This window comes from Mesorhizobium sp. EU05-FHT14A09 (genome assembly GCF_058790995.1).
Genome location: NZ_JBYTDF010000004.1, coordinates 121,189 through 147,098 on the forward strand (window position 1 = coordinate 121,189; position 25,910 = coordinate 147,098).

25 protein-coding genes are annotated in these 25,910 nt (G+C 62.6%); 14 read left to right on the top strand and 11 right to left on the bottom strand.

Annotation, left to right across the window (positions count from 1 at the left end):
* Positions 1-75 precede the first annotated feature (75 nt).
* Positions 76-582 (top strand): tRNA (N6-threonylcarbamoyladenosine(37)-N6)-methyltransferase TrmO, encoded by a 507-nt coding sequence (gene tsaA, locus AC3WTO_RS15725; protein ID WP_492462113.1) that lies wholly within the window; start codon positions 76-78, stop codon positions 580-582.
* Positions 579-893 carry a DUF2293 domain-containing protein gene (locus tag AC3WTO_RS15730; protein ID WP_492461675.1) on the top strand — a complete coding sequence of 105 codons (315 nt, stop codon included), beginning with the start codon at positions 579-581 and terminating at the stop codon, positions 891-893. The genes tsaA and AC3WTO_RS15730 overlap by 4 nt, the downstream gene beginning before the upstream one ends.
* Positions 894-1,052: 159 nt before the next feature.
* Here AC3WTO_RS15730 and AC3WTO_RS15735 read toward each other — a convergent pair whose 3' ends face one another.
* Both AC3WTO_RS15735 and AC3WTO_RS15740 read right to left on the bottom strand, forming a co-directional pair.
* Positions 1,053-1,820 carry an SDR family NAD(P)-dependent oxidoreductase gene (locus AC3WTO_RS15735; RefSeq protein ID WP_492461676.1) on the bottom strand — a complete coding sequence of 256 codons (768 nt, stop codon included), beginning with the start codon at positions 1,818-1,820 and terminating at the stop codon, positions 1,053-1,055.
* A gap of 45 nt (positions 1,821-1,865) precedes the next feature.
* Positions 1,866-3,371, bottom strand: a complete 1,506-nt coding sequence (locus tag AC3WTO_RS15740; RefSeq protein ID WP_492461677.1) for an amino acid permease — start codon at positions 3,369-3,371, stop codon at positions 1,866-1,868.
* Between the two features lie 288 nt (positions 3,372-3,659).
* Here AC3WTO_RS15740 and AC3WTO_RS15745 point away from each other — a divergent pair, with 288 nt between their 5' ends.
* Both AC3WTO_RS15745 and AC3WTO_RS15750 read left to right on the top strand, forming a co-directional pair.
* Positions 3,660-4,484: a helix-turn-helix transcriptional regulator gene (locus AC3WTO_RS15745; RefSeq protein ID WP_492461678.1), complete on the top strand. Its 825-nt coding sequence runs from the start codon at positions 3,660-3,662 to the stop codon at positions 4,482-4,484.
* A 26-nt stretch (positions 4,485-4,510) separates the two neighbouring features.
* Positions 4,511-4,990: an Lrp/AsnC family transcriptional regulator gene (locus tag AC3WTO_RS15750; protein ID WP_492461679.1), complete on the top strand. Its 480-nt coding sequence runs from the start codon at positions 4,511-4,513 to the stop codon at positions 4,988-4,990.
* A gap of 284 nt (positions 4,991-5,274) precedes the next feature.
* Here AC3WTO_RS15750 and AC3WTO_RS15755 read toward each other — a convergent pair whose 3' ends face one another.
* Complete coding sequence (locus AC3WTO_RS15755) at positions 5,275-6,048, bottom strand: siderophore-interacting protein (RefSeq protein ID WP_492461680.1); 774 nt, start codon at positions 6,046-6,048, stop codon at positions 5,275-5,277.
* 169 nt (positions 6,049-6,217) lie between these two features.
* Complete coding sequence (locus tag AC3WTO_RS15760) at positions 6,218-6,691, bottom strand: peptide deformylase (protein ID WP_492461681.1); 474 nt, start codon at positions 6,689-6,691, stop codon at positions 6,218-6,220.
* Between the two features lie 249 nt (positions 6,692-6,940).
* Between AC3WTO_RS15760 and AC3WTO_RS15765 the strand changes: the two genes are divergently transcribed.
* Positions 6,941-7,891 (top strand): D-amino acid aminotransferase, encoded by a 951-nt coding sequence (locus AC3WTO_RS15765; RefSeq protein ID WP_492461683.1) that lies wholly within the window; start codon positions 6,941-6,943, stop codon positions 7,889-7,891.
* Here AC3WTO_RS15765 and AC3WTO_RS15770 read toward each other — a convergent pair.
* Positions 7,879-8,499: a TetR/AcrR family transcriptional regulator gene (locus AC3WTO_RS15770; RefSeq protein WP_492461684.1), complete on the bottom strand. Its 621-nt coding sequence runs from the start codon at positions 8,497-8,499 to the stop codon at positions 7,879-7,881. The two genes, AC3WTO_RS15765 and AC3WTO_RS15770, sit on opposite strands and share 13 nt — an antisense overlap.
* 104 nt (positions 8,500-8,603) lie before the next feature.
* Between AC3WTO_RS15770 and AC3WTO_RS15775 the strand changes: the two genes are divergently transcribed.
* Complete coding sequence (locus AC3WTO_RS15775) at positions 8,604-9,614, top strand: AF_0692 family protein (protein ID WP_492461685.1); 1,011 nt, start codon at positions 8,604-8,606, stop codon at positions 9,612-9,614.
* On the opposite strand, the gene AC3WTO_RS15780 is transcribed toward AC3WTO_RS15775, so the two are convergent.
* The 4 genes from AC3WTO_RS15780 to ettA form a co-directional block, all read right to left on the bottom strand.
* Positions 9,605-10,204: an MOSC domain-containing protein gene (locus AC3WTO_RS15780; protein WP_492461686.1), complete on the bottom strand. Its 600-nt coding sequence runs from the start codon at positions 10,202-10,204 to the stop codon at positions 9,605-9,607. The genes AC3WTO_RS15775 and AC3WTO_RS15780 overlap by 10 nt on opposite strands.
* Before the next feature lie 94 nt (positions 10,205-10,298).
* Positions 10,299-11,420, bottom strand: a complete 1,122-nt coding sequence (locus tag AC3WTO_RS15785; protein WP_492461687.1) for a beta-ketoacyl-ACP synthase III — start codon at positions 11,418-11,420, stop codon at positions 10,299-10,301.
* A 201-nt stretch (positions 11,421-11,621) separates the two neighbouring features.
* Positions 11,622-12,386 carry a trans-aconitate 2-methyltransferase gene (gene tam, locus AC3WTO_RS15790; RefSeq protein ID WP_492461688.1) on the bottom strand — a complete coding sequence of 255 codons (765 nt, stop codon included), beginning with the start codon at positions 12,384-12,386 and terminating at the stop codon, positions 11,622-11,624.
* Positions 12,387-12,537: 151 nt separating this feature from the next.
* Positions 12,538-14,187, bottom strand: coding sequence for an energy-dependent translational throttle protein EttA (gene ettA / locus AC3WTO_RS15795; protein ID WP_129414194.1), 1,650 nt, complete (start codon positions 14,185-14,187; stop codon positions 12,538-12,540).
* Positions 14,188-14,480: 293 nt separating this feature from the next.
* Here ettA and AC3WTO_RS15800 point away from each other — a divergent pair, with 293 nt between their 5' ends.
* Complete coding sequence (locus tag AC3WTO_RS15800; protein WP_492461689.1) at positions 14,481-15,470, top strand: MBL fold metallo-hydrolase; 990 nt, start codon at positions 14,481-14,483, stop codon at positions 15,468-15,470.
* Between the two features lie 14 nt (positions 15,471-15,484).
* Here the strand turns inward: AC3WTO_RS15800 and AC3WTO_RS15805 are convergent, their stop codons facing one another.
* Positions 15,485-16,414 (bottom strand): LysR family transcriptional regulator, encoded by a 930-nt coding sequence (locus AC3WTO_RS15805; RefSeq protein WP_492461690.1) that lies wholly within the window; start codon positions 16,412-16,414, stop codon positions 15,485-15,487.
* 243 nt (positions 16,415-16,657) lie between these two features.
* On the opposite strand from AC3WTO_RS15805, the gene AC3WTO_RS15810 reads away from it, so the two are divergent.
* The gene (locus AC3WTO_RS15810; RefSeq protein WP_492461691.1) at positions 16,658-18,247 is read left to right on the top strand and encodes an ABC-F family ATP-binding cassette domain-containing protein; all 1,590 of its coding nucleotides are present in this window, start codon (positions 16,658-16,660) and stop codon (positions 18,245-18,247) included.
* A gap of 14 nt (positions 18,248-18,261) precedes the next feature.
* Here the strand turns inward: AC3WTO_RS15810 and AC3WTO_RS15815 are convergent, their stop codons facing one another.
* A complete protein-coding gene (locus tag AC3WTO_RS15815; RefSeq protein ID WP_492461692.1) occupies positions 18,262-19,200 on the bottom strand; it encodes a GNAT family N-acetyltransferase in 939 nt (312 codons plus the stop codon).
* Positions 19,201-19,600: 400 nt separating this feature from the next.
* Between AC3WTO_RS15815 and AC3WTO_RS15820 the strand changes: the two genes are divergently transcribed.
* From AC3WTO_RS15820 to AC3WTO_RS15845, 6 genes are all read left to right on the top strand, one after another.
* Positions 19,601-19,888 carry a hypothetical protein gene (locus AC3WTO_RS15820; RefSeq protein ID WP_492461693.1) on the top strand — a complete coding sequence of 96 codons (288 nt, stop codon included), beginning with the start codon at positions 19,601-19,603 and terminating at the stop codon, positions 19,886-19,888.
* A 301-nt stretch (positions 19,889-20,189) separates the two neighbouring features.
* Entirely contained in the window at positions 20,190-22,901 is a 2,712-nt protein-coding gene (gene mgtA, locus AC3WTO_RS15825; RefSeq protein WP_492461694.1) for a magnesium-translocating P-type ATPase, read from the top strand.
* Positions 22,902-23,017: 116 nt separating this feature from the next.
* Complete coding sequence (locus AC3WTO_RS15830) at positions 23,018-23,236, top strand: hypothetical protein (RefSeq protein ID WP_492461695.1); 219 nt, start codon at positions 23,018-23,020, stop codon at positions 23,234-23,236.
* A 173-nt stretch (positions 23,237-23,409) separates the two neighbouring features.
* On the top strand, positions 23,410-24,126 hold the full coding sequence (locus tag AC3WTO_RS15835) for an MgtC/SapB family protein (RefSeq protein WP_492461696.1): 717 nt from the start codon (positions 23,410-23,412) through the stop codon (positions 24,124-24,126).
* Positions 24,127-24,223: 97 nt separating this feature from the next.
* A complete protein-coding gene (locus AC3WTO_RS15840; RefSeq protein WP_492461697.1) occupies positions 24,224-25,270 on the top strand; it encodes a sensor histidine kinase in 1,047 nt (348 codons plus the stop codon).
* Positions 25,267-25,902, top strand: coding sequence for a response regulator transcription factor (locus AC3WTO_RS15845; RefSeq protein WP_492461698.1), 636 nt, complete (start codon positions 25,267-25,269; stop codon positions 25,900-25,902). The genes AC3WTO_RS15840 and AC3WTO_RS15845 overlap by 4 nt, the downstream gene beginning before the upstream one ends.
* Positions 25,903-25,910: the final 8 nt, after the last annotated feature.

The following is a 25,910-nucleotide window of genomic DNA, read 5'->3' on the forward strand; positions in this document are numbered from 1 at the left end:
TCGGTGTCGGCGCAATTGCGAATGTCGTTGGGCGAACAGAAAATGGCGCAGCCCTTTTGCGCGGAGAAACAAACGATGTTCGAGATGCGTGGCGGCGAGGAGGTGCTGGAGCAGGATCCGGCGAAACAGGCGTCCGATGGCCACCTCGTCTTCATCGGCCGTGTGCTGTCGCCCTGGGTCGAGCGTGAGAACTGCCCCAAGAACATGCGCGCCGCGCGTGAGACCGGTCAGGCTGCCTCGCTTCTCATCGATGAAGCCTACCGCCCGGGCCTGGCAGGGCTGGAGCGCGTCACGCACATCCACGTCCTGACATGGATGCACCATGCGCCGCGGAATCTGATTGTGCAGAAACCGCGCCATGCGACTGAAGCCAAAGGTGTTTTTGGTCTGCGTTCTCCGGCCAGGCCAAACCCGGTCGGCTTGCATTCGGCGCGGCTGATGTCGTTCGACATCACAACCGGCCGGATCGAGCTCGACGCCATAGACGCGCTCGACGGCACGCCGGTCATCGACATCAAGCCCTATTTCCCATCGGTCGATGTCCTGGCTGACGCGCTCATGCCGGATCGGAACGACAGATGAGCGGCCCGACAGGCCGCCGCCGCGCCATCGCCAAGGCGCTCACGGCGCTGCTGCCGCTGGCGCCCTATGCCGACATGGAGCGCATCCGCACCGATGCCGGCGCCGTGCATATGAAGACGCTGCCGCCGGGCATAGCGGTATGGCTGGCAACCATCGCCCATGTCCGCCACCAGCACACCGACTACGAAAAGCTGCTGTCGGAAGGATACGACCGCGATTCCGCGCGCTTCTTCGTCGTTGACCAGACCAATGAGGTGCTGACGCGCTGGCGCGCCACCCGCCTGCTCGACCCGGACGACGACGAAGACTAGAGCGTTTCCGCCAGAGCATTTTGTAGCCAAGTGGAATCACTTGGCGTTATAAAAATGCTGCGAAAACAAAACTTAGAGCGTTTCCGCGTTTCCGTGAAAGACGGAAACGCTCTGGGAAACGCGGGAACGCTCTAACTCTTTGGAGTTGCTCCAGCCGCTTCAGATCGCCGTGAAGGCGTTGTCGACGAACAGATGCGCGCCGTTGACGAAGCTCGATTCGTCGCTGGCCAGGAACAGCGCGGCCTTGGCCACCTCCTCCGGTTCGCCGATGCGGCCCTGCTGGGCAGCGATCGCGGCTTCCGAGACGTCGACGCCGTGGCTCTGCAGCTCCGCCACCTCGCGCAGGCCGTGCGGCGTGCGGATGAAGCCAGGGCAGACCGCGTTGCAGCGGATGTTGCGGTCGCGGAACTCGACGGCGATCGCCCGTGCGAACATGTGGCAGGCGCCCTTGGTGGTGTCGTAAAGCACCTCCATCGGCGTTGCCGCCACCGCCGAGATCGACGAGGTGCAGACGATCGAACCGCCGCCGGCGGCAATCATGCCCGGCAGCACGGCACGCGTCATCAGGAACATCGACCGCACGTTGACCGCGTGCAGCCAGTCCCATTCCGTCACCGTGGTTTCCAGGAACGGCTTGATGACGATGGTGCCGGCATGATTGAACAGCACCGTCGCCGGTCCGAAGGTCTCGGCGGCAGCCTTCACCGCCGCCGCGACCTCGGCTTCGTCCGACACGTCGGCAACGAAATAGGCAGCCGTGCCGCCGGCGGCCTCGATTTCGGCGACGGTCGCCGCCGAAGCTTCCGCGTTGCGGTCGACGATCGCCACCTTCGCACCCTCCGCCGCGAACAGCTTCGACGCAGCCCCGCCCATGCCGGTCGCCCCGCCCGAGACGATCGCCACCTTACCTTGCAATCTTCCAGTCATGCTCTTGTCCTTGCTGTTGTTTTGTTTGCCGGCCTGCCCCGGGCTTCACTCCGCCGGATGACCGCGCATGCCGCCGGATACGGCAAACTCCTCCTCGGGCGACAGCACGAGGCGATGCCGGCGGTAAAAGCCGAAATAGGCGAGCCCGATGGCATACCAGGCCGCCGCCGCTATCGCTGCCCAGCGATAGAGCGGATCGAAGAACTGGTAGCCGAGCGTGATCAGGCAGATCAGGATCGTGGCATAGGCGCCGAACCGGCCGAACGGGCTGACGAACGGCCGTTCGATCGCCGCATAGAGCTTGCGCAGCCGCAGAAACGCGATGCTCTGCATCACATAGGACACCATGCCGGCAAACACGATCATCGAGACCAGGAACCCGCCCATGAAAGCGACATTGTGCCGGCCGCCCAGGAACCACACAAGCAGCAGCATGAACAGCGCGAGCGCCGAGCCGGCGGCAAGCGCGATGTTGGGCGTCTTGGTGCGGGCATTGGTCACCGACAGCGCCGTCGGCAGATAGCCGGCGCGCGACAGCGAGTAGATGTTGCGACCCGAGGCAAACGAGCCGGCGAAGAAGGAAGCGGCCAGCCCCAGCACTGCGACCGAGGCCAGGAGCTTCGCCCAGCCGTCACCGAAAATGGTGCGGAAGCCGTCGAGCAGCGGTTCGCCCGAAGAGCCCATGGCGTGGGCGCCTTGCGGGATGGAAGCGCTGAAGAACAGCACGCCGAGCGCCAGCGCCGCCAGGGTCAGGATCGACAGGATCAGCGCCCGCGGCATGTCGCGCGTCGGGTTCTTGGCTTCCTCGGCGGTCAGCGGCAGCTGTTCGACGGCCAGGAACATGTAGACCGCGAAGGGCAGCGACAGCATCACGCCGGTGAAGCCGAAGGGCAGCCATTCGCCATTGCCTTCCGGCAGCAAGGTCGACCCCTGCGGCCCGGCCGCGATGTTCAGCGCATAGCGCGTGAAATCCAGATGCGGGATGGCGACGACGAAGAAGAACAGAAGCACCACGATCGCCGCGACGGTCACATAGATCACGACCCGCATCGAAAGCTCGAGCCCGCGCAGCGACATCGCCAGCATCACGACATAACCGCCGACCCACCACAGCGGCAGCACGCTTTCCGGCGTGCCGAATATGGCCGCCAGGTAGGAGCTCATGAAGAACATGTTGGCGGCCGGCGCCAGCACGAATTCGATGTTCTCGGCGAGACCCGTGGTGAATCCGCCCCATGGCCCGAGCGCCGTGCGCGAGAAGGAATAGGCCCCGCCGGTATGCGGCAGCGCGGCGCTCATCTCGCCGATGGAACAGCACAGGCAGATATACATGAAGCCGATGATCAGCGCGGCCAGCAGCAGGCCGCCGAAGCCGCCTTGCGAGAAGCCGATGTTCCAGCCCGAATACTCGCCGGCGATCACCGCGCCGACGCCCATCATCCAGAGCGAGAACAGTCCGGCATGCCGTTGCAGCTGCCGTTGCTCGAAATAACTCTGGTCTACTCTCTGATATGTGACGCCGGCTGTCCGGCCGTCCGAATTCCTGCTCATCCCTGTCCCCTCCTTCAAAGAGGGTCGCCACCGATCGCGATCGATCGATGCTGGCCCTCCCATGGTTATCCGGCATAGTTTCAGCGCCGTGCTCGAGGCGGAATATCCCCAAAGGGATATGGCTTGAGGGATAGAAGGTGTCGTGATTTCGAAGTTCGTCCGATCGTCGATAAAGTCGCCTCTCGCGACTCGGCTAAGGTCGCCTCCGCCGGTTTGGACGGCGCAACGGACGCATTTCAGACGGGACCGGACAATCCAGGCTCACCATCCGTCGGACAGGGAGGGGCAATGAACGATCAGACAGCGCTTGCGGCCTGGCATGCCGCGACGCCGGAACTGGTGGCGCATCTCGGCAAGCCGGGCTTCCCCGAACGGCTGGATGCGGCACTGCGTGCGGTCACGCCCTTCGACCTGTCCTGTATCTTCGCCTACCCCGGACGCGACCGCCCTCATCTGCTGCATGACGGGCTAGGCGAGGTCTCCTCCCAGCAGATCATGCGCAACTATCTCGACGGCACCTACCTGCTCGATGCCGTCTATTCCGCATGCCTGCGTCGCGCGCCAAAAGGCCTGCACCGGCTGGCCGACCTGGCTCCGGACGCCTTCTTCGAGGCCGAGTACTACAATTCTCCCGACGTCCATCCCTGTATCTCGATGGAGACCGGCTCGCTCAGTGAAGAGATCGTTTTCCTGGCGCCGTTGCAGCCCGGCTTCTATCTCGCCTATTCGCTGCTGCGCGCGAACTCCAGCGTCACCTTCTCGGCCGCCGATTTCGAGCGCCTGCAGCAGACCGCGGCGCTCGTGACGATGCTGATCAGCCGGCACTGGGAACAGCTGGCGCCGGAGGCGATGCCTGAAGCCGGCCAGCCGCAGGATGCCGACGATGTCGAGCGGGCCTTCGCCACTTTCGCGCCGTCGCGGCTGACCCGGCGCGAACAGACCATCGTCAGCCTGGTGCTGCGCGGCCATTCATCCATCTCGATCGGCCGCCTCCTCGGCATCGCCGAAGGCACGGTGAAGATCCACCGCAAGAACATCTACGCCAAGCTTGATATCTCCAGTCAGACGGAACTGTTCAACCTGTTCATCAAACATCTTCTGACCGAGCGCTGAAACGCCTTCGGCGACAGGGAGACGCAATGGCCAAGGACACGCCTCGCATGCCGCTGGACGATCTCGACCGCCGTATCCTGGCGGCACTTCAGGACAACAACCGCCTCTCCTTCGCGGAACTCGCGGAGCGTGTCGCGTCCTCTGCTGCCTCATGCATGCGCAGGGTGCGCCGGCTGAGGCAGGAAGGCATCATCCTTGCCGACATCGCCTTGATCGACCCGCAGGCCGTCGGCAGGTCGCTGACCGCGGTTGTCAACGTCGAACTGGAGAGCGAACGGCTTGACCTGATCGACGCCTTCAAGCGCGAGATGCGCAGCGCTCCCGAAGTGACGCAGTGCTACATGGTCACCGGCGACGCTGATTTCGTGGTCATGGTGGTCGTGGAAGATGTCGCGGCGTTCGAGGCCTTCACCAGGCAGCGGCTCTACGCCAATCCCAACATCCGCAAGTTCCGCTCCATGATCATGCTCGACCGCGTGAAGTTCGAGCCACGCGTCGCTGTCTAGAGCAATTCCAGCAAAAGTGCGCTGCGGTCTTGCGTCGGGAATTGCGTCAAAACAGGAAGTATTGAAGGCGATCCTGTTTTCGCCCGAAATGCTCCAGGCGCCCGCCCTTCGCATGAAGAGCGAGCCGCCATGGCTTCCTGTCGCGGTTAGAGCATTTTGTAGCCAAGCGGGATCACTTGGCGTTACAAAAATGCGGCTAAAACAAAAACTTAGAGCGTTTCCGCGTTTCCGTGAAAAACGGAAACGCTCTACGGGCGAAACCACGACAGGTCTTTTCGGAGCGTTCAGTCGAACTTTTCATGGGCATCCGCTTGTCCCATGACCCAATAACCGGAGGCTTTCATCCAGCTCAGCGGATGACCCCGCTCCTGGACGAGATATTTGCGGATCGCCCTCGTCACCAGCGCTTCGGCCGCGATCCACACGAATGTGCCCGGCAACAGGCCGATCGTCTTCAGGATCGCCAGCAGCGTGCCGGGATCGCTGCTGTCCGAAATCGAACGGTGCGCCCACAGCGTGAGCAGGTCGGCGCGCGTGTCGAAAACCAGATGCTCCTGCGGGCCGGTCACGGCGACGATGCTGGTGATGCGGGCGCCCTCACGAGCTTCCTCGATGCGACGGGCAATGGCCGGAAGCGCCGTCTCGTCGCCGATCAGAAGCCAGTGACGGATCTCCGGCGAAACGATCGTCGAACCTTTCGGGCCGCCGATCTCGAGCCGGTCGCCCGGCCGGGCATCGATCGCCCATTTCGTTGCCGGGCCGGCATCGTGGAGCGCGAAATCGATCGCCAGCAGACGCGCCTCTGCATCGCAGAAACGCGGCGTATAGGATCGCGCCACGATCTCGCCGGAAGGCGTCGGCACGAAGATCTTGATGTGGTCGTCGGGGGCGAGGCTTGCGAAGTCGTGCAGGTCTTCTCCGGAAAAGACGAGGCGCAGCATGCCGGGCGTCAGCCTGATGCTGCGCTCGACCCGAAGCGAGCGACGCCTGAGTTCGAAGCGCACGCGTTCGATATGCGGCGCAGCCGCAACAATGTCTGGAGGGGTCTGGATATTCATCTGTGTCCTCTCAAAGCTCCTGGCCTTGATCTGCTGGACACAGCCGCGCAGATCGCGGCGGAGAGCCGTTCGATCTTGCGCGTTGGGTGACGTTAACGCTTACGGCCAGTAAAACTGGCTAATGCCACTCAACTATGTCGCACTCGCTCACCTGTCAACTCCGGGCGCGCTATTTGGCGCCTTCCGATTCAGCCCGGTCCACCATCAGCACGCCGTCGAGATGGTCCACTTCATGTTGCACCAGCTCGGCAAGGTCGGATTCAAGCCGCTCGTGGATGTGTGGTTGGCCGTCGAGATCCAGATAGTCGAACGACACCGAACGGCTGCGTGTCACCGGCACTTTCCGTCCAGGGATGCTGAAGCAGTCATCCAGCACGGAGAAGGCTTCGTCCGAACGCCAGGTGATCCGCGGATTGACGGCGACAAGCCGGCCCAACCGGCAGTCGAAGGCGATTAATCGCCAGGGTGATCCGATCTGCGGCCCGGCAAGCCCGCGGCCGAAACCGAGGCGAGCCTTCAGGTCGGCCAGCGTATCGGCAAGGTCGTTGGCGTCCTGCCGCCAACTGCTCTCAGCCAGGTCGACTGTTCTCGCAACCTGCCGCAACCGCTCATCGCCGAGCAGAACCACTTCCCTTACTGCCATCGACGGCCTCCATGTCTGCAGGGCCAGCCTAAGCCATGGCCGGGGCGAAGGGCGTCAAAGAAGGACGATCGGTGAAACGTCTCGGCCATGCCGGCGGCGGATTTGAAACGGCTGTTGCGCTGATCGTTCCGTTTCAGCAACCCCATCGTTTTGACGGCATCGAGCCTGTGTGGACCGCCATTTTGGTGGAAATGGCGCATCGTGTGCCGGCACTCTCCGTCGGAAGATGCCGTCGTCGGAGGAGAGACCATGGACCAGACCGTCACCGCCCTGCCCGTTCTCGAAAGCCGGCACGTCGACCCGCACGGCTATCCAGCCGGCGTCGCTTTCCTGGACGGGCAATATCTGCCGATGTCGCAAGCGAAGGTCTCGGTTCTCGACTGGGGTTTCCTGCATTCGGACGCGACCTACGACACCGTCCATGTCTGGAACGGACGCTTCTTCCGCCTTGATCTGCATATCGATCGTTTCTTCCGCAGCCTGGAACGGCTGCGCATGTCGATCCCGTACAGCCGTCAACAGCTGACCGAAATCCTGCACAATTGCGTGGCCCTCTCCGGCCACCAGGCCTCCTATATCGAGATGCTTTGCACGCGCGGCACCTCGCCGACCTTCAGCCGTGATCCGCGCGATGCCATCAACCGCTTCATGGCCTTTGCCGTGCCGTTCGGTTCCGTCGCCAATGCCGAACAGCGCGAGCGCGGCCTGCACGTCGCCATCAGCGACCGCATCCGCATTCCGCCTGCATCGGTCGATCCGGAGATCAAGAACTATCACTGGCTCGATCTGGTGCGCGGCCTCTACGATGCTTATGACCGCGAGGCGGAGACTGCCCTGCTCCTCGACTTCAATGGCAATGTCGCCGAAGGCCCGGGCTTCAACGTCTTTGCGGTCAGGGAAGGCAAGCTGTCGACGCCCGCCGTCGGCGTGCTGGCCGGCATAACGCGGCGTACGGTTTTCGATCTCTCACGCGAAATCGGCCTTGATTGCGCGGCAATTGACGTCAGTGTCGCCGCCCTCAAGGGCGCCGACGAGGTCTTCATCACCTCAACCGCCGGCGGCATCATGCCGGTGACGCTGATCGACGGCATCCCTGTCGGCGACGGCAAGGTCGGCCCGGTCACCAGCCGTTTGGCAAAGCTTTATTGGGACAAGCACGAAGACCCGGCCTGGTCGACCCCGGTGACCTATCCAGGCTGAATCGCGTCGCCCCCCGACGTCGCTGCGCCGACCAGCCAGCCGATCATCATGCGCAGCTCCGCCGTCTGTCTCGCGGCGTCGAACCCTGCATTGCCTGAAGCGAGAAAGCTGGCGTCGAGGAGATGCTGGATCCAGGCGGCGGCTCGCTGTGGCGGAAACACGAGCCGGGTACCGCGATCGGTCATCCGTTCCAGAAGGATGGTCAGCGTATGCCGGGCTCGCTCCTCGTCCTCGCTGAACATCCGCGCAAACGCTTCGTCGCGGCCGATTTGCAGCAGCGCTGCGGCCATGAGCCCCGGCGCCAGCGGATTGGCGAGATCGTTGAACAGATGTTGCAGGATGAGGTTGAGCCCTGCTTGCGGCTCGTCTGCCGCCTCGACTTCCCGATAAACGGCGGCCATACGCTCGAAAGCATCGCCGAACAGGCCATGCACAATGTCGAGCTTGGTCGGAAAATAGTGAAACAACGTGCCTGAACCGATACCCGCGCGCCGGCAGATCGCGGCTGTCGAAGTACCGTCCACGCCCTTGGCGGCGAATTCCTCGGCGGCCGCCGCAAGGATGTCGGCGCGCTTGCGCGCATGTTTTTCAGGATCGACGGTCCGCATCGGTTGATCTCGGGTGCTTGACTGTTTTCAACATCTCGCCCATTAATAGAGCATATACTCCATTATTGGCCAAGGGTTTTCAGATGTCCTCCGCGGTGACGGTCTTGTCGAAGCCAGCGCTCAATCGGCGTCTGCTGCCGGTGATCGGCCTGTTCCTGCTTTCGCCCATCTCCGCCGAGTATCTGGTTGGCTACGCCGAGAGCACATATCATCCGCTGGAGATGGCCCGGGGGCTGCTCATTCTCGCCCCTCTGTATGGTTCGGTAGCGCTGCTCATCCGCGAAATTGCGCGGCGCACCGGACGCGGCTGGCCGACCATGCTGCTGCTTGCCGCGGCGTTCGGCTTGATCCAGGCCGGGCTGATCGACCAGAGCCTGCTCAACCCACACTACGGAGTCGACCTGAACATCCCTTATTGGGACACGGAAAGACTGCCGACCTGGCTCGGCCGGCTCGGCATTAGCGCCAATCTGACCCTGGATTTCATCAGCACCCACATCATCTGGAGTTTCGCCGCGCCGATCGCGGTGGTGGAATGCTGCGTACCGCGCATAGCCGACCGCCCGTGGCTCGGACGCATCGGTATTCTCCTGATGGTATCGTTCTATCTGACTGCCGCGGCCGTCGTCTTCGACGACCTTTTCAGGGTCACCGGTTTCATGGCAACGAAGGCGCAGCTGGTCGCAACGACCGCCTGCGCCCTGCTCCTTGGCATCGCCGCTCTTCTCGCGCCCGTCTTCACCGGCAAACGCACCGGCTACGTGCCGGCGCCATGGCTGATCGCCCTCTTTGTTCTCGCCATATGTGCCCTGCACATCTTCTCTTCACCAGACTGGTTCGGCGTTTCGGCCTCGCTGCTCGCTTTTGTCGGCTGCGCGATTCTGGTTGCGGTGTGGTCGAGGCGCACGGCGTGGAAAAGCCTCCACGTTCTTGGCATGGCGGCCGCAGCCCTCCTTGCCTACGCGCTGACGTCCTTTGCCATTCTGCCGGCCGGCGATCCTGCGCTCACGGTGAAATACGCGGTCAACACCGTCATGTTGGTCAGCGTGCTTGCCCTCGCAGCGTTGGCCTTTCACCAGTTGCACGCAGCTGAGGACCGTCGTCCTCAAGCCTGATAGATCCACTGCTCGGGAATTCGCACCGAAACTGCCTCGTCGACTTCGATCACGCCCGGCTTTTCCACCCAGGCGACCAGGCCACGCAGGCGCTTCGCCACCTTGGGGAACAGAAGCGAGCCGGCATCCTGATCCGCCATGCCGGCATTTTCGGCGATCGACCGGCCGGAAAGACGGCATGGGCCGTTCTGCGCATCGACCTTCAAGGTCACCCCACCCGCGAAGAACAGCAACGTGGCGGAAGGCAGCATCGACAGGTTCGGCAGCCCGTCGATCACCAGATTCGCGCCGATCCATTCGGGCTTGATCTCGGCAAGTCCCATCCGCTCCGCGACCACGGCCAGTTCATCGAAAGCGACGATCGACACCTGCCGCTCATTGCGGATCTCGGTGCCGCGTGGATACCAGGGTTCGCGGCCGCCCGAGCGCCGCGTCTGACCGCCGTGAAAATCACCGGGAATACCGTCGAAGCCGAGTTCCAATCGTTGCACGGCCTTGGTCTGAAACGCATCGGATGGCGCGGCGTAGAGAGCGGCGACTTTCGCGCTGAGTTTCTTCCCCGGTACGATTTCAGGCTGTGTGTCGAGCATGGTCTACCTGTCCGCGACATTTTCGGAGGCGCAACCTGCCGCAATGCCCCTGGATGGTCCAGCCGAAAGCGTCGATGGACCGATGGGGACGCGCCTATGACATCTTCAAAAGCGCGCCACCGATGGAATAGCCCGCTCCGAAGGCGCACAGGAGTCCGAAATCGCCCGGCTTCATGTCGGCATGATTTTCACTGAGCGCGATGATAGCGCCGGCGCCGGCGGTATTGCCCAGTCGCTCGAGCACCATCGGAGCCCGGTCGTGCCCGACTTCGTGGCCGAAGGCCAGCTTCAGGATCATCGCGTTCATGCGCGCATTGGCCTGGTGCAGCCAGAAACGGCGGATTCCATGCGGCGTCAGTCCGTGCTCGGCCAGGAATTCGACGATGAACTTGTGGCCTGCCACGGTGACTTCCTTGAACACCTTGTTGCCGACCTGCTTGATCATGTTGCCCTCGAGGTCGATCATATAAGGATCGTCCTGCGCGGTGCGGGTGAGATAGCCGAGATTGGTGCGGATGTTGGATGACATCTGCGTCCACAGCCGGGTGTCGAGCACTTCAAAACGGCCGGGCCGCGTCTCGCCCTCGCCGATCGCCTCCACCACCATCGAGACGGACGCGTCACCGAAGATGAAATGCGTCTGGCGGTCGCGGAAATTGAGATGGCCGGTGATGATCTCCGGTGTCGTCACCAGCACCTTCTTCTGCGCGCCCGAACGCACGAGATTGACCGCCACATGCAGTGCCGCCGCCGCGGAAGAACAGCCAAGCCCCATGTCGAAGCCGGCGCCCCTGGTTCCGAGTGCCTCCTGCATTTCGATGGCGATAGCCGGATAAGGCCGCTGCAGATGCGAGGACGAGACGATCACCAGGTCGATTTCGTCCGGTTCCACGCCTGCATGCGCCAGCGCCTTGCGCGCGGAAGCGATACCGAATTCAGCCTGCAGCGACAGCGCTTCGTCCGGTCGGGCCGGCAGTCGCGGCGCCATCCGCGTCGGATCGAGAATACCGCTGCGTTCGACGACGTGGCGTTTCTTGATTCCGGAAGCATGCACGATGAAATCGGCATCGGATTTCTGCAGTGGCTCCGCGCCCGTGGCTGCCCGCTTGGTGTTTTCCGCGTCGACCCAGGCATTGAAGCTCTCGACCAGTTCGTCATTGCTGATCGATGCTTCCGGGATTTCGACGCCTATACCGCTGATGATGACGCGATGCATGTTCAACTCGTTTCCTGGCGGCTGCGGACCGCGCTGTCGCCGGCATCCTGGGAGGTGACGCGGCCAGCTTTTCTATGCGGTTTACGCTACCTTCCGTTGCGAAGCGAGCCTTTCCTGATCACGCTTCGCGCACAGCTGTTGACGTTACGTCTGCCTGGTAAACGGCAAGACAATGGCGGCGGCGCGGCGATTTCCGCCGTTTCAGCGCGTGGCGACGATGAACAGCCTTGGGAACCGCAGCAGCACTTTGCCGTCCACCGTTTGTGGATAAGCCTGCGCGATCTTTGCCGTGTAATGTTCGAGGAATTGGCTCTTTTCCGCCTCGTCCAGCGGATCGAGAAACGGCTTCAAACCGGTCGACTTCACCCATTCGACGATCGCTACCGCATTGGCCAGCGGGTGATTGTAGACCGTGTGCCAGATATCCAGCCTGGCCGCGTGCGGCTTCAACCTGTCGTAATAGAACGAGACCGGAGGCAGCGGCGCGCGCGCCGCTTTGGCGAGCTTTTCCGCGAAGGGCATCGAGGCCGCGGTTTCACGCATCAGCCGGTGCGTCGGCTCCTCCATGTTGTCGGGCATCTGGACTGCCAGCGCGCCGCCTGGGGCCAGCAGGCCGAGCAGGCGTTGCAACACGGCCGGGTGCTCCGGCAGCCACTGGAACACCGCGTTGGCGAAGATCACGTCGACCGGCTCGTTCGGTGTCCAGCTCCCCGCATCGGCAAGTTCGAAGGAAAGCTTGGGCAGCCGTGCCTGCGCCTTCTCGATCATGTCGGGCGACGTGTCGAAGCCGGTCACCTGCGCTTCCGGCCAGCGCTCAGCCAGGAGCTCGGTGGAATTGCCAGGCCCGCAACCGATGTCGACGACGTTGCGCGGGTTCGCGACCGGAACCTGCGCGAGCAGATCCCGCGCGGGCCGTGTGCGCTCGTCCTCGAATTTCAGATAGAGCGAAGCCGACCAGTCTTTCATCGTGCAAACTCCAGCCAGGAGCAATTCCAGCGAAATCGTATAACGGCCGGAACTGCGGAAAATGAAGAGGCGAGCATGTCCAGCAATCCTGCCCTGCTGCAAATGCTCAGGGAATGAAAAACGCCCCGCTTTGGGCGGGGCGTCGGTCGTCTTATCGCGTCAGTCTCTTGTAGGTCATCCGGTGCGGGTTGACCGCCTCCGGGCCGAGGCGACGGATCTTGTCCTTCTCATAGTCCTCGAAGTTGCCCTCGAACCATTCGACATGGCTGTCGCCTTCGAAGGCCAGGATATGCGTCGCCAGGCGGTCGAGGAACATACGATCGTGGCTGATGATGACCGCACAGCCGGCATAGCTTTCGAGCGCGTCTTCGAGCGCCGCCAGCGTTTCGGTGTCGAGGTCGTTGGTCGGTTCGTCGAGCAGCAAAACGTTGCCGCCGGTGCGCAGCATCTTGGCCAGGTGCACGCGGTTACGCTGACCACCGGACAGGTTGCCGACCTTCTGCTGCTGGTCGCCGCCGCGGAAATTGAACGACGAGCAGTAGGCACGGGTGTTGGCTTCGAATTTGCCAAGCTTGACCACTTCGGCGCCGCCGGAAATCTCTTCCCAGACGGTCTTGTTCGGGTCGAGCGCGTCGCGGCTCTGGTCGACATAACCGAGCTTGACCGTCTCGCCGATGCGGATGGTTCCGGCATCAGGCTTTTCCTGGCCGGTGATCATCTTGAACAGCGTCGTCTTGCCGGCGCCGTTCGGGCCGATGATGCCGACGATGCCACCGGGTGGTAGCTTGAAGGTCAGGTTTTCGATCAGTAGCTGTTCACCGAATCCCTTGTCGAGATCGGCGACTTCGATGACCACATTGCCGAGACGTTCGCCATGCGGGATGACGATCTGTGTGTCGGTCGGGCGACGGTTGTTGGCCTGTTCGAGCAGATTTTCGAAAGCCTGGATACGCGCCTTGGATTTGGTCTGGCGGGCCTTGGGCGACGACTGGATCCACTCGCGCTCGCGCCCGATGGCGCGCTGGCGGGCGTCATCCTCACGGCCTTCCTGCTTCAGACGCTTGGCCTTGGCTTCCAGATAGGCGGTATAATTGCCTTCGTAAGGAATGCTACGGCCGCGATCGAGTTCGAGAATCCAGCCGGTGACGTTGTCGAGGAAGTAGCGGTCGTGGGTGATGAGCAGCACGGCGCCCTTGTAGGCGCGCAGGTGCTTTTCAAGCCAGGCCGTGGTCTCGGCGTCGAGATGGTTGGTCGGTTCGTCGAGCAGCAGCAGGTCTGGTTCGGAAAGCAGCAGCTTGCACAGCGCCACGCGGCGACGCTCACCGCCCGAAAGCTTGGTCACGTCGGCGTCCTTGGGTGCGCAGGCCAGCGCTTCCATGGCCATCTCGACCTGCTGTTCCAGGTCCCAGAGGTTGAGGCGGTCCATGTCATCCTGGAGCTTGGCCGACTCATCGGCCGTCTCGTCGGAATAGTTCATCATCAGCTCGTTGTAGCGCTCGATGATGGCCGTCTTCTTGGCGACGCCTTCCATGATGTTCTCGAACACCGTCTTGTTCGGGTCGAGCTGCGGCTCCTGCGCCAGGTAGCCGACGGTCGCGCCCTCGGCCAGCCAGGCCTCGCCGGTGAACTCCTTGTCGAGCCCGGCCATGATCTTGAGGATAGTCGACTTACCGGCGCCGTTAGGGCCGAGAATGCCGATCTTGGCGTCGGGATAGAAGGAGAGATGGACATTCTCCAGCACCTTCTTGGTGCCGTAGGCCTTCGAAAGGCCGGACATGTGATAAATGAACTGGCGTGCCACGCGCGCTTTCCTTGGATCGAACGGATTGGAAGCCGAATTGAACGGAGGTTGCGCGCTATTTAGGCGATGGCGACCGAAACGGCAATCGTCAAGGAACCGAAAACGCCGGCCATCTTTCGTGGCGGACTTTCAGCGGCATGTGGAAAGGTTTCGTATGTCAGGCCTTGTTTGCCGGGAAAGCATCACCGGTCCGGAAGGTATAAGCGCGCTTTATCGGTCCGATCCAGCATTCCGATTTCAAGACCGGCATGCCTGCGCCTAGCTGAGGTCATTCGCAACAGAAGGACCTCTTCATGAACCGTCGTTCGATTCTCGCCGCCATGGCCCTTGGCCTGCTTTTCGGCACGACACTGCCGGCCTTCACCGAAGGCAGCAGCGCGCCTCCGACGGCGGCCTATGGGCAAACGGCCGATTCTTATTCCTTCCCGCTCGGTGACATCGAGATTACCGCCCTTTCCGACGGCACGGTTCCCCAGGACCTGCACAAACTCCTGACCGGAACATCGCAGGCCGAGGTCGATGGCTTGCTCGACCGTTCCTTCCTGGCCAATCCGGTCGAAGCATCCATCAACGTCTATCTGCTGCGTGCCGGCGAACGCCGCATCCTCGTCGACACGGGCTCCGGCTCGCTTTTCGGGCCGGGTTACGGCGGCAAGCTGCAGGACAGCCTCGCCAGCATCGGCGTCAAGCCGGAGGATATCACGGATATCCTCATCACCCATGTCCACACCGACCACACCGGCGGCCTGGTCGACAACGGCAAACCGGCCTTTGCCAATGCAACCGTCCATGTCGGGGCACCCGACGTCGACTTCTTCCTCGACCCGGCCAATGCCCGGCGAACAGGTTACGACCGGCGCTATTTCGACGAAGCTGAGAAGACGGTCGGCGTATTGATGAAAGCCGGCAAGGTCAGGACCTTTGGCGACAACGAAACCGTCCTGCCCGGCATCGTCGCGACCTTCCACCCGGGACATACACCCGGCACGGCTTTCTTCACCGTATCGGACAAGGGACAATCGATCGTCTTCGTCGGCGACATCATCCATGTGGAGTCGGTGCAGTTTCCGAAACCCGCGATCACCATCGTCTACGACGTCAAACCGGAACAGGCAGCTGCGGTGCGGAAAAAGGTATTTCCCGACTTCGCCGACGCACGCAAGCTCATCGCCGCGCCGCATCTGCAGTTTCCCGGTGTCGGGCATATCCGCGCCGAGGGGAATGGTTCCTACAGCTGGCATCCGGTCGAGTATCGGAACCGGACCGGCACAGCCGGACAATAGACGGTTCGCGTCGGTCAGTTCGCCGACCGGCCTTGCGCCTTGGCAGTCAGGAAGACCTGCTCGCGCAACCAGCTATGGGCGGAATCTCCGCTCATACGCTGGTGCCAGAATGCCGACAGCTGGAACCGTGCAAGTTCCAGCGGCGGCTCGAACAGGTCAAGCGACGATGTGAACCGCTGCAGGAAGCGGCGCGGCAGGGTGCATATGCAGTTGCTGTTCATCAGCACGAGCGTCGCCAGCGCATAACTTTGCACCGAAACCGTCACCCGGCGCTCGCGCCCCAACCCGGCGAGCGCTTCGTCGACCATGCCCGTGAAATTGCCGCCATCGGCCGAGATCAGGAGGTGATCGAGCGAGCAGAACTCGTCGAGATCGAATGGCCGCTTGCCCCTGGGATGGTCACGGCGCTGCGCCGTCACGAACTCCTCGTCGAACAGCGTGCGGCCGACCAGGCCGTTGGCGACGCATTCGGCAAGGCCGAGATAGAGGTCTACCTCCCCTTCTTCCAGTGAAGCAGCGATGCGTGGCTTGTCCGGCAGGACCAGTGCGACACGGATGTTGGGCGCCACGGCGTTGAGATGCGGTATCAGGTCTGGGGCGAGGATCGCCGCCGGGTTGTCGGTGGCAGCAATGCGAAACACGCGGCGGCTTGTTGCCGGGTCGAACACCTGCGCGGCATTGGTGAAATCGCGCAGCCGTTCGATGAGTTTGGTCAGTTCCGGCTGCAGCGCCGCGGCGTGAGGTGTCGGCGTCATGCCACGCCCGGACGCCGCCGGCGTCAGCAGGGGATCACCCAGCACATGCCGCAGCCTGGTCAGCCGCGCGGACAGAGCCGGCTGGGTGATGCCGAGCCGCGCAGCGGCGTGGGTGACATTGCGATCGCGCAGCAAGGCGTCGAGCGTCAGAAGCAGGCTGCCGTCGATTTCAAGCAAACGTTCGTGCAAGCAACGCGCCTTTCGAGAAGGACCGGAGGGCACCGCAATCGGCGGCATCGGTCACATAGGCATCGATGGACGATGATTTAAGCCGGGATGCCGTCGAATTCGCAGCACAAAGACCTTGTTCTTCCAGCGACCGCCCCTAAATTGACCTCGGACAAAGCCACCCTGCCAACACCAATGGAGTTTCGCGGATATGTGACAGCCCCCTCGCTGCCTTCACCACTTCGGTTACGCAACGAGTGTCCCATGTCTGCATCCATTACGCTTGCCGGCCTCGGCTGGTCCACGCCTGACGGCGTTCCGCTTTTCAACAACATCAATTTGAGCTTCGCGCCCGAGCGCACCGGGCTTGTCGGGCGCAACGGCACCGGCAAGACCACTTTGCTGCGCCTGATCACGGCGACGCTTCCACCGCAAGTCGGAACGATCCGCGTTCACGGGACGCTCGGGCGGATGCGGCAGGAGCTTCAATCTTCTTCGGGGGAAACCATCGCCGACCTGTTTGGCGTATCACCCGCGCTGGCGATCCTCGATCGCGCGGCGGCCGGGCAAGCCAGCGTCGAAGAACTGGCCGAGGCGGACTGGACGTTACCGACGAGGATCGAGGCCGTACTTGCCCGCTGTGGCTTGGAACTCGAACCAGAGATCCCTCTCTCCATCCTGTCCGGCGGCCAGCGCACGCGCGCCAGCCTCGCCGCGCTGATCTTTCACGAGCCGGATTTCCTGCTGCTCGATGAGCCCACGAACAATCTCGATCGCGCAGGGCGCCGGGCTGTCATCGATCTCCTGAACGGCTGGCGAGCCGGCGCGATCGTGGTCAGCCACGACCGCGAATTGCTGGAAGCGATGGACGCCATCGTGGAGCTCAACACGCTTGGAGTGACGCGCTACGGTGGAAACTACAGCGCCTACCAGGCGCGCAAGGCCGATGAACTCCAGGCCGCAGATCGCAGGCTGGCGAATGCCGAGAAACAACTCACCGCGGCAAAGCGCAGTGCCCAGCAAGCGCTGGAACGCAAGGCGCGCAAGGACGGCGCCGGGCTGAAGTCACGGGCACGCGGCGACCAGCCGAAGATCTTGCTCGACGCCGCAAAAGGGCGATCGGAAGCCTCCGACAGCACGAATGCACGCCTGCGCGACATGCTGCACGACAAGGCCCAGGAAGCTGCCTCATCGGCCCGGGCTGAGGTGGAGATCCTGCAACCGATCCGGATGGACATCCCCTCGACAGGCCTCTCTCCGAACCGGCAGGTTCTCAAACTGAGTGCTGTAACCGGAGGACATGACCGTGCCGAGCCGGTGATCCGCAATCTGTCGCTGTCTGTCGTGGGGCCTGAACGCGTCGCGATCACAGGGCCCAATGGCTGTGGGAAAAGCACGCTTCTTTCGCTGATCGCCGGCAGGCTGAAGCCGCGGGAAGGCCGGATCGAGCTCAACGTTCCTTATGTCTTGCTTGACCAGCGTGTCGACCTGCTGGATCCAGCCGGATCGCTGCGGGACAATTTCCTGCGCCTGAACCCCGACGCCATTGAGAACGAATGCCGGGCGGCCCTGGCGCGCTTCCGCTTTCGGGCCGACGATGCCCTCCAGCGAGTCCACGCCCTCAGTGGCGGTCAAAGATTGTGTGCCGGCCTCGCCTGCGTGCTGGGCCGCATCACACCGCCGCAGTTCCTGCTTCTCGATGAACCGACCAATCACCTCGACCTGGACGCAACCGAGGCCCTTGAGGCCGCGCTACGCGCTTACGACGGAGCCATCCTGGTTGTCAGTCACGACGAAACGTTTCTCGACAACCTCGCCCTGGATCGCCGGCTGGAGCTCGGGCTCAACGGCTGATCGCTGGCTTGCAATCAAGGTGCAGCCTTGATCTGCGGCAGGTCGCGGGTCAAGGCCCGAAAGCCGACGCCGTAATACATGTTGCGTGCGGCAGTGTGCGCCGGCGCACCGACGCAGGCGACCAGCATTTGCCTGGCACCGGCGGCCTTCGCCAGGTGCATGCCATGGAGTTGCAGCGCGGTGCCCAGCCCTCGCCGGCGGAAATCCCGGTGCGTAGCGACGGGTTCGACTTCGGCGCTCCGTGTCGCCTCGTCCAGCCAGATGATCGCGGTGGCGGCCAATGTGCCATCCGGCGCCTCGACAAGCAGGTGAAGATCGCCGCGATACGGCCAGGTGTGCTGGACACGCGCGAAAGCAGCCTCGCTGAAGCTCGATGATTGCCAGGCGTCTCGATGTGCTTTGACAGCGTCAGCGGGCGACACATCTTTCGCCGTCACGAAACGGAAGCCGTCGGGCAATACCGGGTTCGGCAGGTCGAGCAGTTCGCGCCTGTTGAATTGCACCCACGAGCCATCGTCCGCTCCGGCTTCCGCGTCGAACACATATCCATGCCCGGGAACGATGGCCTGCGCCGCCATATCCGCGGACTGTATCGTCAGCAGTTGATGGACGTCGCCGGCCGCTTCGTCATACCAGTCCAGGATTTCGTGAAGCAGTTCCGGTCGATCGGGATGCGTCTGCCAGATCAGGTTGGCGGTCGCGGCTTCGCGAAATGTCCCGTCCTCGCGCGCAATCCGATAGGGATGATGCACCCATCCCCACGCCGCTGCCTTGCCGTCGATCAGCCACAGCCGGTGCGACCAGAACGGCCCGAGGGCATCGAAATCCTTGCCCCAGACCCAGGCCAGTTCGCCGACGGTCGCATCGGCATTGAGCAGTTCTGGCCGCAAGGCCGTCACCTGCTGGGCCAGATCCTGCATCAGCCGCAGGTCTTTCACACCGAGTCTTTCCATGCCGGCAACGTGGCAAAACGGGACCAATGTGTCGAGACATCGACATCCGGCATTGCCGGGCTGACGGCCCGGGCCGGCATCATCCGCCGCCGGATATACGTTGGTATAGCCCGGCAATGCCAAAGCATATCGATCCATCCGACCAAGATACTGGCGCCGGCCAGGCGCAAGGCGTAAGCCGTCACTCGTCAAGCGGGAGGGCTGCTGCCTACCGCGAACCCCGAGCAATTCCAGGAAAACCGTGCAACGGCTTTCCGTCCGGAATTGCGTGAAAACAATGAGTTACCTGGAACCATGCCCAGCGACAGTAGTCGAGAAAGCACGCCGCTGCGGCCGTCGGGTCGAGACTAGTTTCAGGTCTCGCCTCTGACGTCGCGGTGGCGCGTCAATGAGGTGAGATATGAAGACCTTTGCCAACCGTTGCCTGCGGGCACTTGTCGGCCGTTGGGGCTTTGGCCTGCACCGGCACCCGGCGATCGAAACAGCCTTTCCTGTCATTCGTATGCCGATCCATCGGCATGCGGTGCCGAAGCCGACCGTACGCTGGCGGATGAATCCTGTTTCGGGGCGGCTTGAATGCCGTTGGACGGTTGCCGGACATCAGGCCGCCGATGGCACCGAACTCTCGGGTTTTGAAAGCATCGGGGCCATCCTTGCCCTGCGCCAGAACGCCCGGCCATGGAACTGACCCATGACGTCATGGCCATGAGCCCATGAGCATTGCCATGACGCAACGACACGAGAGCGCCGCGCGTCCTTATTGGACGCGCAAAGGTCGCTCTAGCACTTTGATTTTGCGCATGATCCTTTCCGAAAATCGATTTCGATTTTCGGGGTCATGCGCGTGTTCTCTACCGGATAATCCGCGGAGGACTGTCCCCGACAGACGTTTTTGACACCCGCCGGGATCGCTGCGGCTGGGCGAACCTGCGCGTTCGCCCGGAGCGGTCCCCCAGCCTGATCTCCCAGAACCACCGAGGATCAAGACCATGAACATGATGCTGAAAGGCGCGCCTCCGGCCGCCCGAAAGGAGGACAGGAAACTGTCCATGCGCGCCGTGCGGGAGGCACAGAACGCCATCGACACCACGCTCGCCAACTTCAAGGGCCGGCTTGACGGGCTGACCGTGGCGGAGGCCTTTGAACGCCTGGCCAAGGACGGCCCCAATGAGGTCGCGCACGACAAGCGCCCTCACGCGCTCGTCCAGTTCCTGCTGACGTTCAAGAACCCCTTCATCATGGTGCTGATGGTGCTGGCTGCCATCAGCGCCTTCACCGATATCTGGCTGCCCTGGCAGTCCGGCGAGGACGCTGACCCGACCAAGGTCGCAATCATCCTGCTGATGGTGGTGACGAGCGCTGTCATGCGCTTCGCCCAGGAATATCGCTCAGGCAAGGCGGCTGAGGCTCTCAAGGCGATGGTTCGCACCACCGCCACCGTGCTCCGCCAGGTCAGCCCGAACACAAAACCCGATCTCATCGAAGTGCCGATGGCGCAGGTGGTGGCGGGCGATATCATCCGGCTGTCCGCGGGCGACATGGTCCCCGCCGACATCCGCCTCATTGAATCCCGTGATCTTTTCATCAGCCAGGCCGCCCTGACGGGCGAAGCATTGCCTGTCGAGAAATACGATACGCTGGGGGCGGTGGCGCAGAAATCCGCAGGCGCCGTCGCGCATGACCAGATGGATCTCCTCGATCTGCCCAACATCTGCTTCATGGGCACCAATGTGGTCAGCGGCACGGCAACGGCCATCGTGGTCGCTACCGGCCCGAGGACCTATTTCGGCTCGCTTGCCAAGGCCATTTCCGGCTCGCGAGCGCAGACCGCCTTCGATCGCGGCATCAACAGCGTGAGCTGGCTTCTCATCCGGTTCATGATGGTGATGGTGCCGATCGTCTTCCTCATCAACGGCGTGATGAAGGGCGACTGGGTCGAGGCCCTGCTCTATGCGCTTGCGGTGGCTGTCGGCCTGACGCCCGAAATGCTGCCGATGATCGTCTCTTCCAACCTCGCCAAGGGCGCGGTTGCGATGGCGCGCCGCAAGGTCGTGGTGAAGCGCTTGAATGCCATCCAGAATTTCGGGGCGATGGATGTCCTCTGCACCGACAAGACCGGCACGCTCACACAGGACAAGATCATCTTGGAGCACCATGTCGACGTCCACGGCAAGACCAATGAAGGCGTCCTGCTGCTGGCCTGGCTGAACAGCCACCACCAGAGCGGGGTCAAGAACCTGATGGATCAGGCGGTCATCCGCTTTGCCGAACATGTTCCGGGTATCGTCCAGACCAGTGCGGCCAACCGCAAGATCGATGAACTGCCATTCGATTTCGTGCGCCGCAGGCTGTCCGTCGTCGTCGAGAACGTCAGCGGCCAGCACCTGCTGATCTGCAAGGGTGCTGTCGAAGAAATGCTGGCGATCTCGACGGCGATCAAGGACGGCAAGGCTGTTCGCCCGCTCGGCGATGATGAACGCAGGGCGCTCGTCGAGATGGCCCGCACCTACAACCGGGATGGCTTCCGCGTGCTGGTGGTGGCCACCCGGGAGATCACCAACGCCGCGCGCAAGACGCGCTATGAGGTTTCCGACGAACGCGACATGGTCGTTCAGGGCTTCCTCACCTTCCTGGATCCCCCCAAGGAAACGGCTGGACCGGCGATCAGGGCCCTGGCCGAGCACGGCGTCGCGGTGAAGGTGCTGACCGGTGACAATGAGGTGGTCACCGCCAAGATCTGCCGCGAAGTCGGGCTGGAGCCAGGTCAACCGGTTCTCGGCCGCGAGATCGAGGCGATGGATGACGCGGCGCTCGGCCGTATCGTTGAGGAGCGCACGGTGTTCGCCAAGCTGACGCCGTTGCAGAAGTCGCGCGTGCTGATGGCGCTGCAGGCCAATGGACACACGGTCGGTTTCCTCGGCGACGGCATCAACGATGCACCTGCCCTGCGCGATGCCGACGTCGGCATTTCCGTCGACAGCGGCACCGACATCGCCAAGGAATCTGCGGACATCATCCTGCTTGAGAAGAGCCTGATGGTGTTGGAGGAAGGCGTCGTCAAAGGTCGTGAGACCTTCGGCAACATCATGAAATACCTGAACATGACGGCGAGCTCGAACTTCGGCAACGTGTTCTCGGTCCTGGTTGCAAGCGCCTTCATCCCGTTCCTGCCGATGCTCGCCATCCACCTGCTGATCCAGAACCTGATGTACGACATCTCCCAGCTGTCACTGCCCTGGGACAGGATGGACAAGGAATTCCTCAGGAAACCACGCAAGTGGGACGCCAGGAACATTGGTCGCTTCATGCTCTGGATCGGTCCGACTTCGTCGATCTTCGACATCACCACCTTCGCGCTGATGTGGCATGTCTTCGCCGCCAACAAGCCAGAGTTGCAGTCGCTGTTCCAATCCGGCTGGTTCGTCGAGGGGCTGCTGTCGCAGACACTGGTGGTGCATATGCTGCGCACCCAGAAGATACCGTTCATCCAGAGCACCGCTGCCTTGCCGGTGATGCTGATGACCGGGCTGGTCTGTGTGCTTGGCATCTACATTCCGTTCTCGCCGCTGGGCGCGATGGTCGGGCTGCAGCCACTGCCATGGCAGTACTTCCCCTGGCTCGCCGGGACCCTGCTCAGCTACTGCATCGTCGCGCAGACGATGAAGACGATCTACATCCGCCGCTTCGGCCAGTGGTTCTGACCCTGCCGAGCGAAAATGTTCGGGCGGCGTTGTCCGCCCGAACCCCTTCCCGAACCGAAGAGTCGATTGTTGCCCGCGCAGGTGGCTGTCCACCTGCAGACAATGTGGAGAGCCTCATGCGGACAGGAAAAATGCACGCCGGATCGGACCGGATCCTCGATCTTGCCAACCGGCATCTGTGCCGGGCATTGGCAACAACCGGCGCAACGCTTTTTGCGGCCACCGTGCGCCTTGCGCGGGCCGGCCTGCTCACCCGCAGGCAGTCGCTTCGCCTGATGCGCGGCTCGATGCACCTTCATGGGCTTGCCATTCGCATCTTGCGGTGGCAGCGCTGATCATCGAGATCAACCGTCATCCGTGTGCAAAGAGCAGCCTGTATTGGCGCTAGAGCATTTTGTAGCCAAGTGGAATCACTTGGCGTTACAAAAATGCGACGAAAACAAAAACTTAGAGCGTTTCAGCGTTTCCGTGAAAAACGGAAACGCTCTAGGACAATTGAGACAGCGTCATGAAATTCCTGCAGACATTTCAACTCTATCCGTTCCTGGACACTGTCGTCGCGCTGGCTGCGGCTTTCGTGCTCGGCACGCTGATTGGCGCCGAGCGCCAGTACCGCCAGCGAACGGCGGGGCTGCGCACCAATGTTCTCGTCGCCGTCGGTGCCGCCGCTTTCGTTGACCTGGCCCAGCGGATAGCCGGCACGACGGAGGCTGTGCGTGTCATTTCCTATGTGGTCTCCGGCATCGGCTTCCTCGGTGCCGGCGTGATCATGAAGGAAGGCATGAATGTACGCGGTTTGAACACAGCCGCGACGTTGTGGTGCTCGGCAGCCGTCGGCGCCTGTGCCGGCACCGACATGATCGCCGAAGCGGCATTGCTCACCGTTTTCGTGCTTGCCGGCAACACGCTGCTGAGGCCGCTGGTCAACATGATCAACCGCATCCCGATCGACGACCGTGCCACGGAAGCGACCTACGAGGTCAGCATTCTCTCCAGCCGCGATGCGATGCCGGAGATGCGCGACCTCCTGGTGGAACGCCTTGAACAGGCCAATTATCCGGTCAGCGACGTCGAGATCGTCGAGCGAGGCGACGACACGGTCGAGATCGTCGCCACCCTCGTCTCGACAGCCGTTAACCCGCATGAGATCGAAGAGGTGACAGCCTATCTGGCCAAACAGGCGGGCGTCACCAATGCAAGCTGGGACGGCAGCACCAAGGATTGAGCCGGTTGCCCCGCTCCCTGCCCCTTCCCCGACATGGCTTGCATAATGCGGGTTTTGGCGGACTATCGCGGCGATGAAAAACGCGCAGGGAATTCCGATGCGGCGCAATCAGTTGCTCGTCGCAGCCATGCTTCTGGTGGCGATCGCGGTCATCTTCGTCGCCGACACGGTGACCGACTATGCGATCGCGGCTGCGGTTTTCTACACTGCGGTCATCCTTTTTGCGACGCGCGTGCTGCCGGCGCGCAGCGTCGTCGTGCTGGCCTGCATCTGCATCGCACTGACGATGTTGAGCGTCGCCCTCACGCATTCCGGCGCCTATGAGGTCGGCGTCATCAACACCGCCATCAGCATCGTGGCCATCGGGGTGACCACCTATCTGTCGCTCAAACTGGTGAATGCCGAAGCTGCCGCCCATGAAAGCCGGGAACGGCTGCTGCGCATGGCGCGTGTCACCAGCCTCGGGGAATTGACCGCCTCGATCGCCCATGAGGTCAACCAGCCACTGGCCGCGGTCGTCACCAGTGCAGGTGCCTGCAAGCGTTGGCTGGCGCAGGAACCGCCCAACGTCGAGAATGCCCGCAGCACCGTGGACAGGATCGTCGACGAGGCGAACCGCGCCAGCGCAGTCATCACGCGCGTTCGTGGCCTGGCGAGCAACAAGGCGTCTGAGAAGGCGCCCTTTGACCTCAATGGGCTTGTCGGCGAGATTGTTGCACTGGCGCATGACCAGATTGATCGCCACGATATCGCGCTCAGGCTCTATCTTCCGGAAAACCTGCCGGACGCCATGGCCGATCGCGTCCAGATCGGGCAAGTCATCGGAAATCTGGTCCTCAACGCGGTCGAGGCGATCGCCGTCTCGCCGGGCAAGGTCAGGGAAATGGAAATCACCACGGAAACCGATGGCCATGACAGGGTTCGTTTTTCGGTGGCCGATACAGGCATTGGTCTCCGTGCCGGGGAAACCGAGCATCTTTTCGACGCCTTCTGGACGACCAAGAAGGACGGCATCGGCCTCGGATTGACCATCAGCCGCTCGATCATCGAGGCCAATGGCGGCCGCATCTGGGCCGGGCAGAATGAAGGCGGCGGCACTGTTTTCTCATTCAGCCTGCCGGTCTCGGGGGATGTGAAGCTATGAACGGGCACCCATCGAGGCACGATGACGAGGAGCCGATCGTCTATATTGTCGATGACGATCGCTCGGTTCGTGTCGCGCTTGAGGATCTGCTTGCCTCCGTCTCTCTGCGCGCCCGGTCTTTCGGTTCCGTGCAGGAATTCCTCGAGACGGACCTGGCTGAAGCGCCGAGCTGCCTTGTGCTCGACGTCCGCATGCCTGGCCAGAGCGGCATGGATTTTCTTGCCCACATGACTGGCCTGGGCCTGCACTTGCCGACGATCATGATCACCGGCCATGGCGATATCGCCATGGGCGTCAAGGCCATGAAGGATGGTGCAATCGAATTCCTGACCAAGCCGTTCCGTGACCAGGATCTGCTCGATGCCATCCAGCGCGGCATCGAGATCGACAAGGTCAGGCGTCTCAAGGATGTAACCGAGGCCGAATTGCACCAGCGCTGGAAAACCCTGTCTCCGGGGGAACGAGATGTCGCCAGCCTGGTCGTCCAGGGGTTGCTCAACAAACAGGTCGCAGCCGAGCTGAAAGTCAGCGAAATCACCGTCAAGGTGCGTCGCGGCCACCTGATGCGGAAAATGGGGACACGAACGCTCGCCGACCTGGTGCGGATGTTCGACCGGATCCACGCAACCTGACACCACCG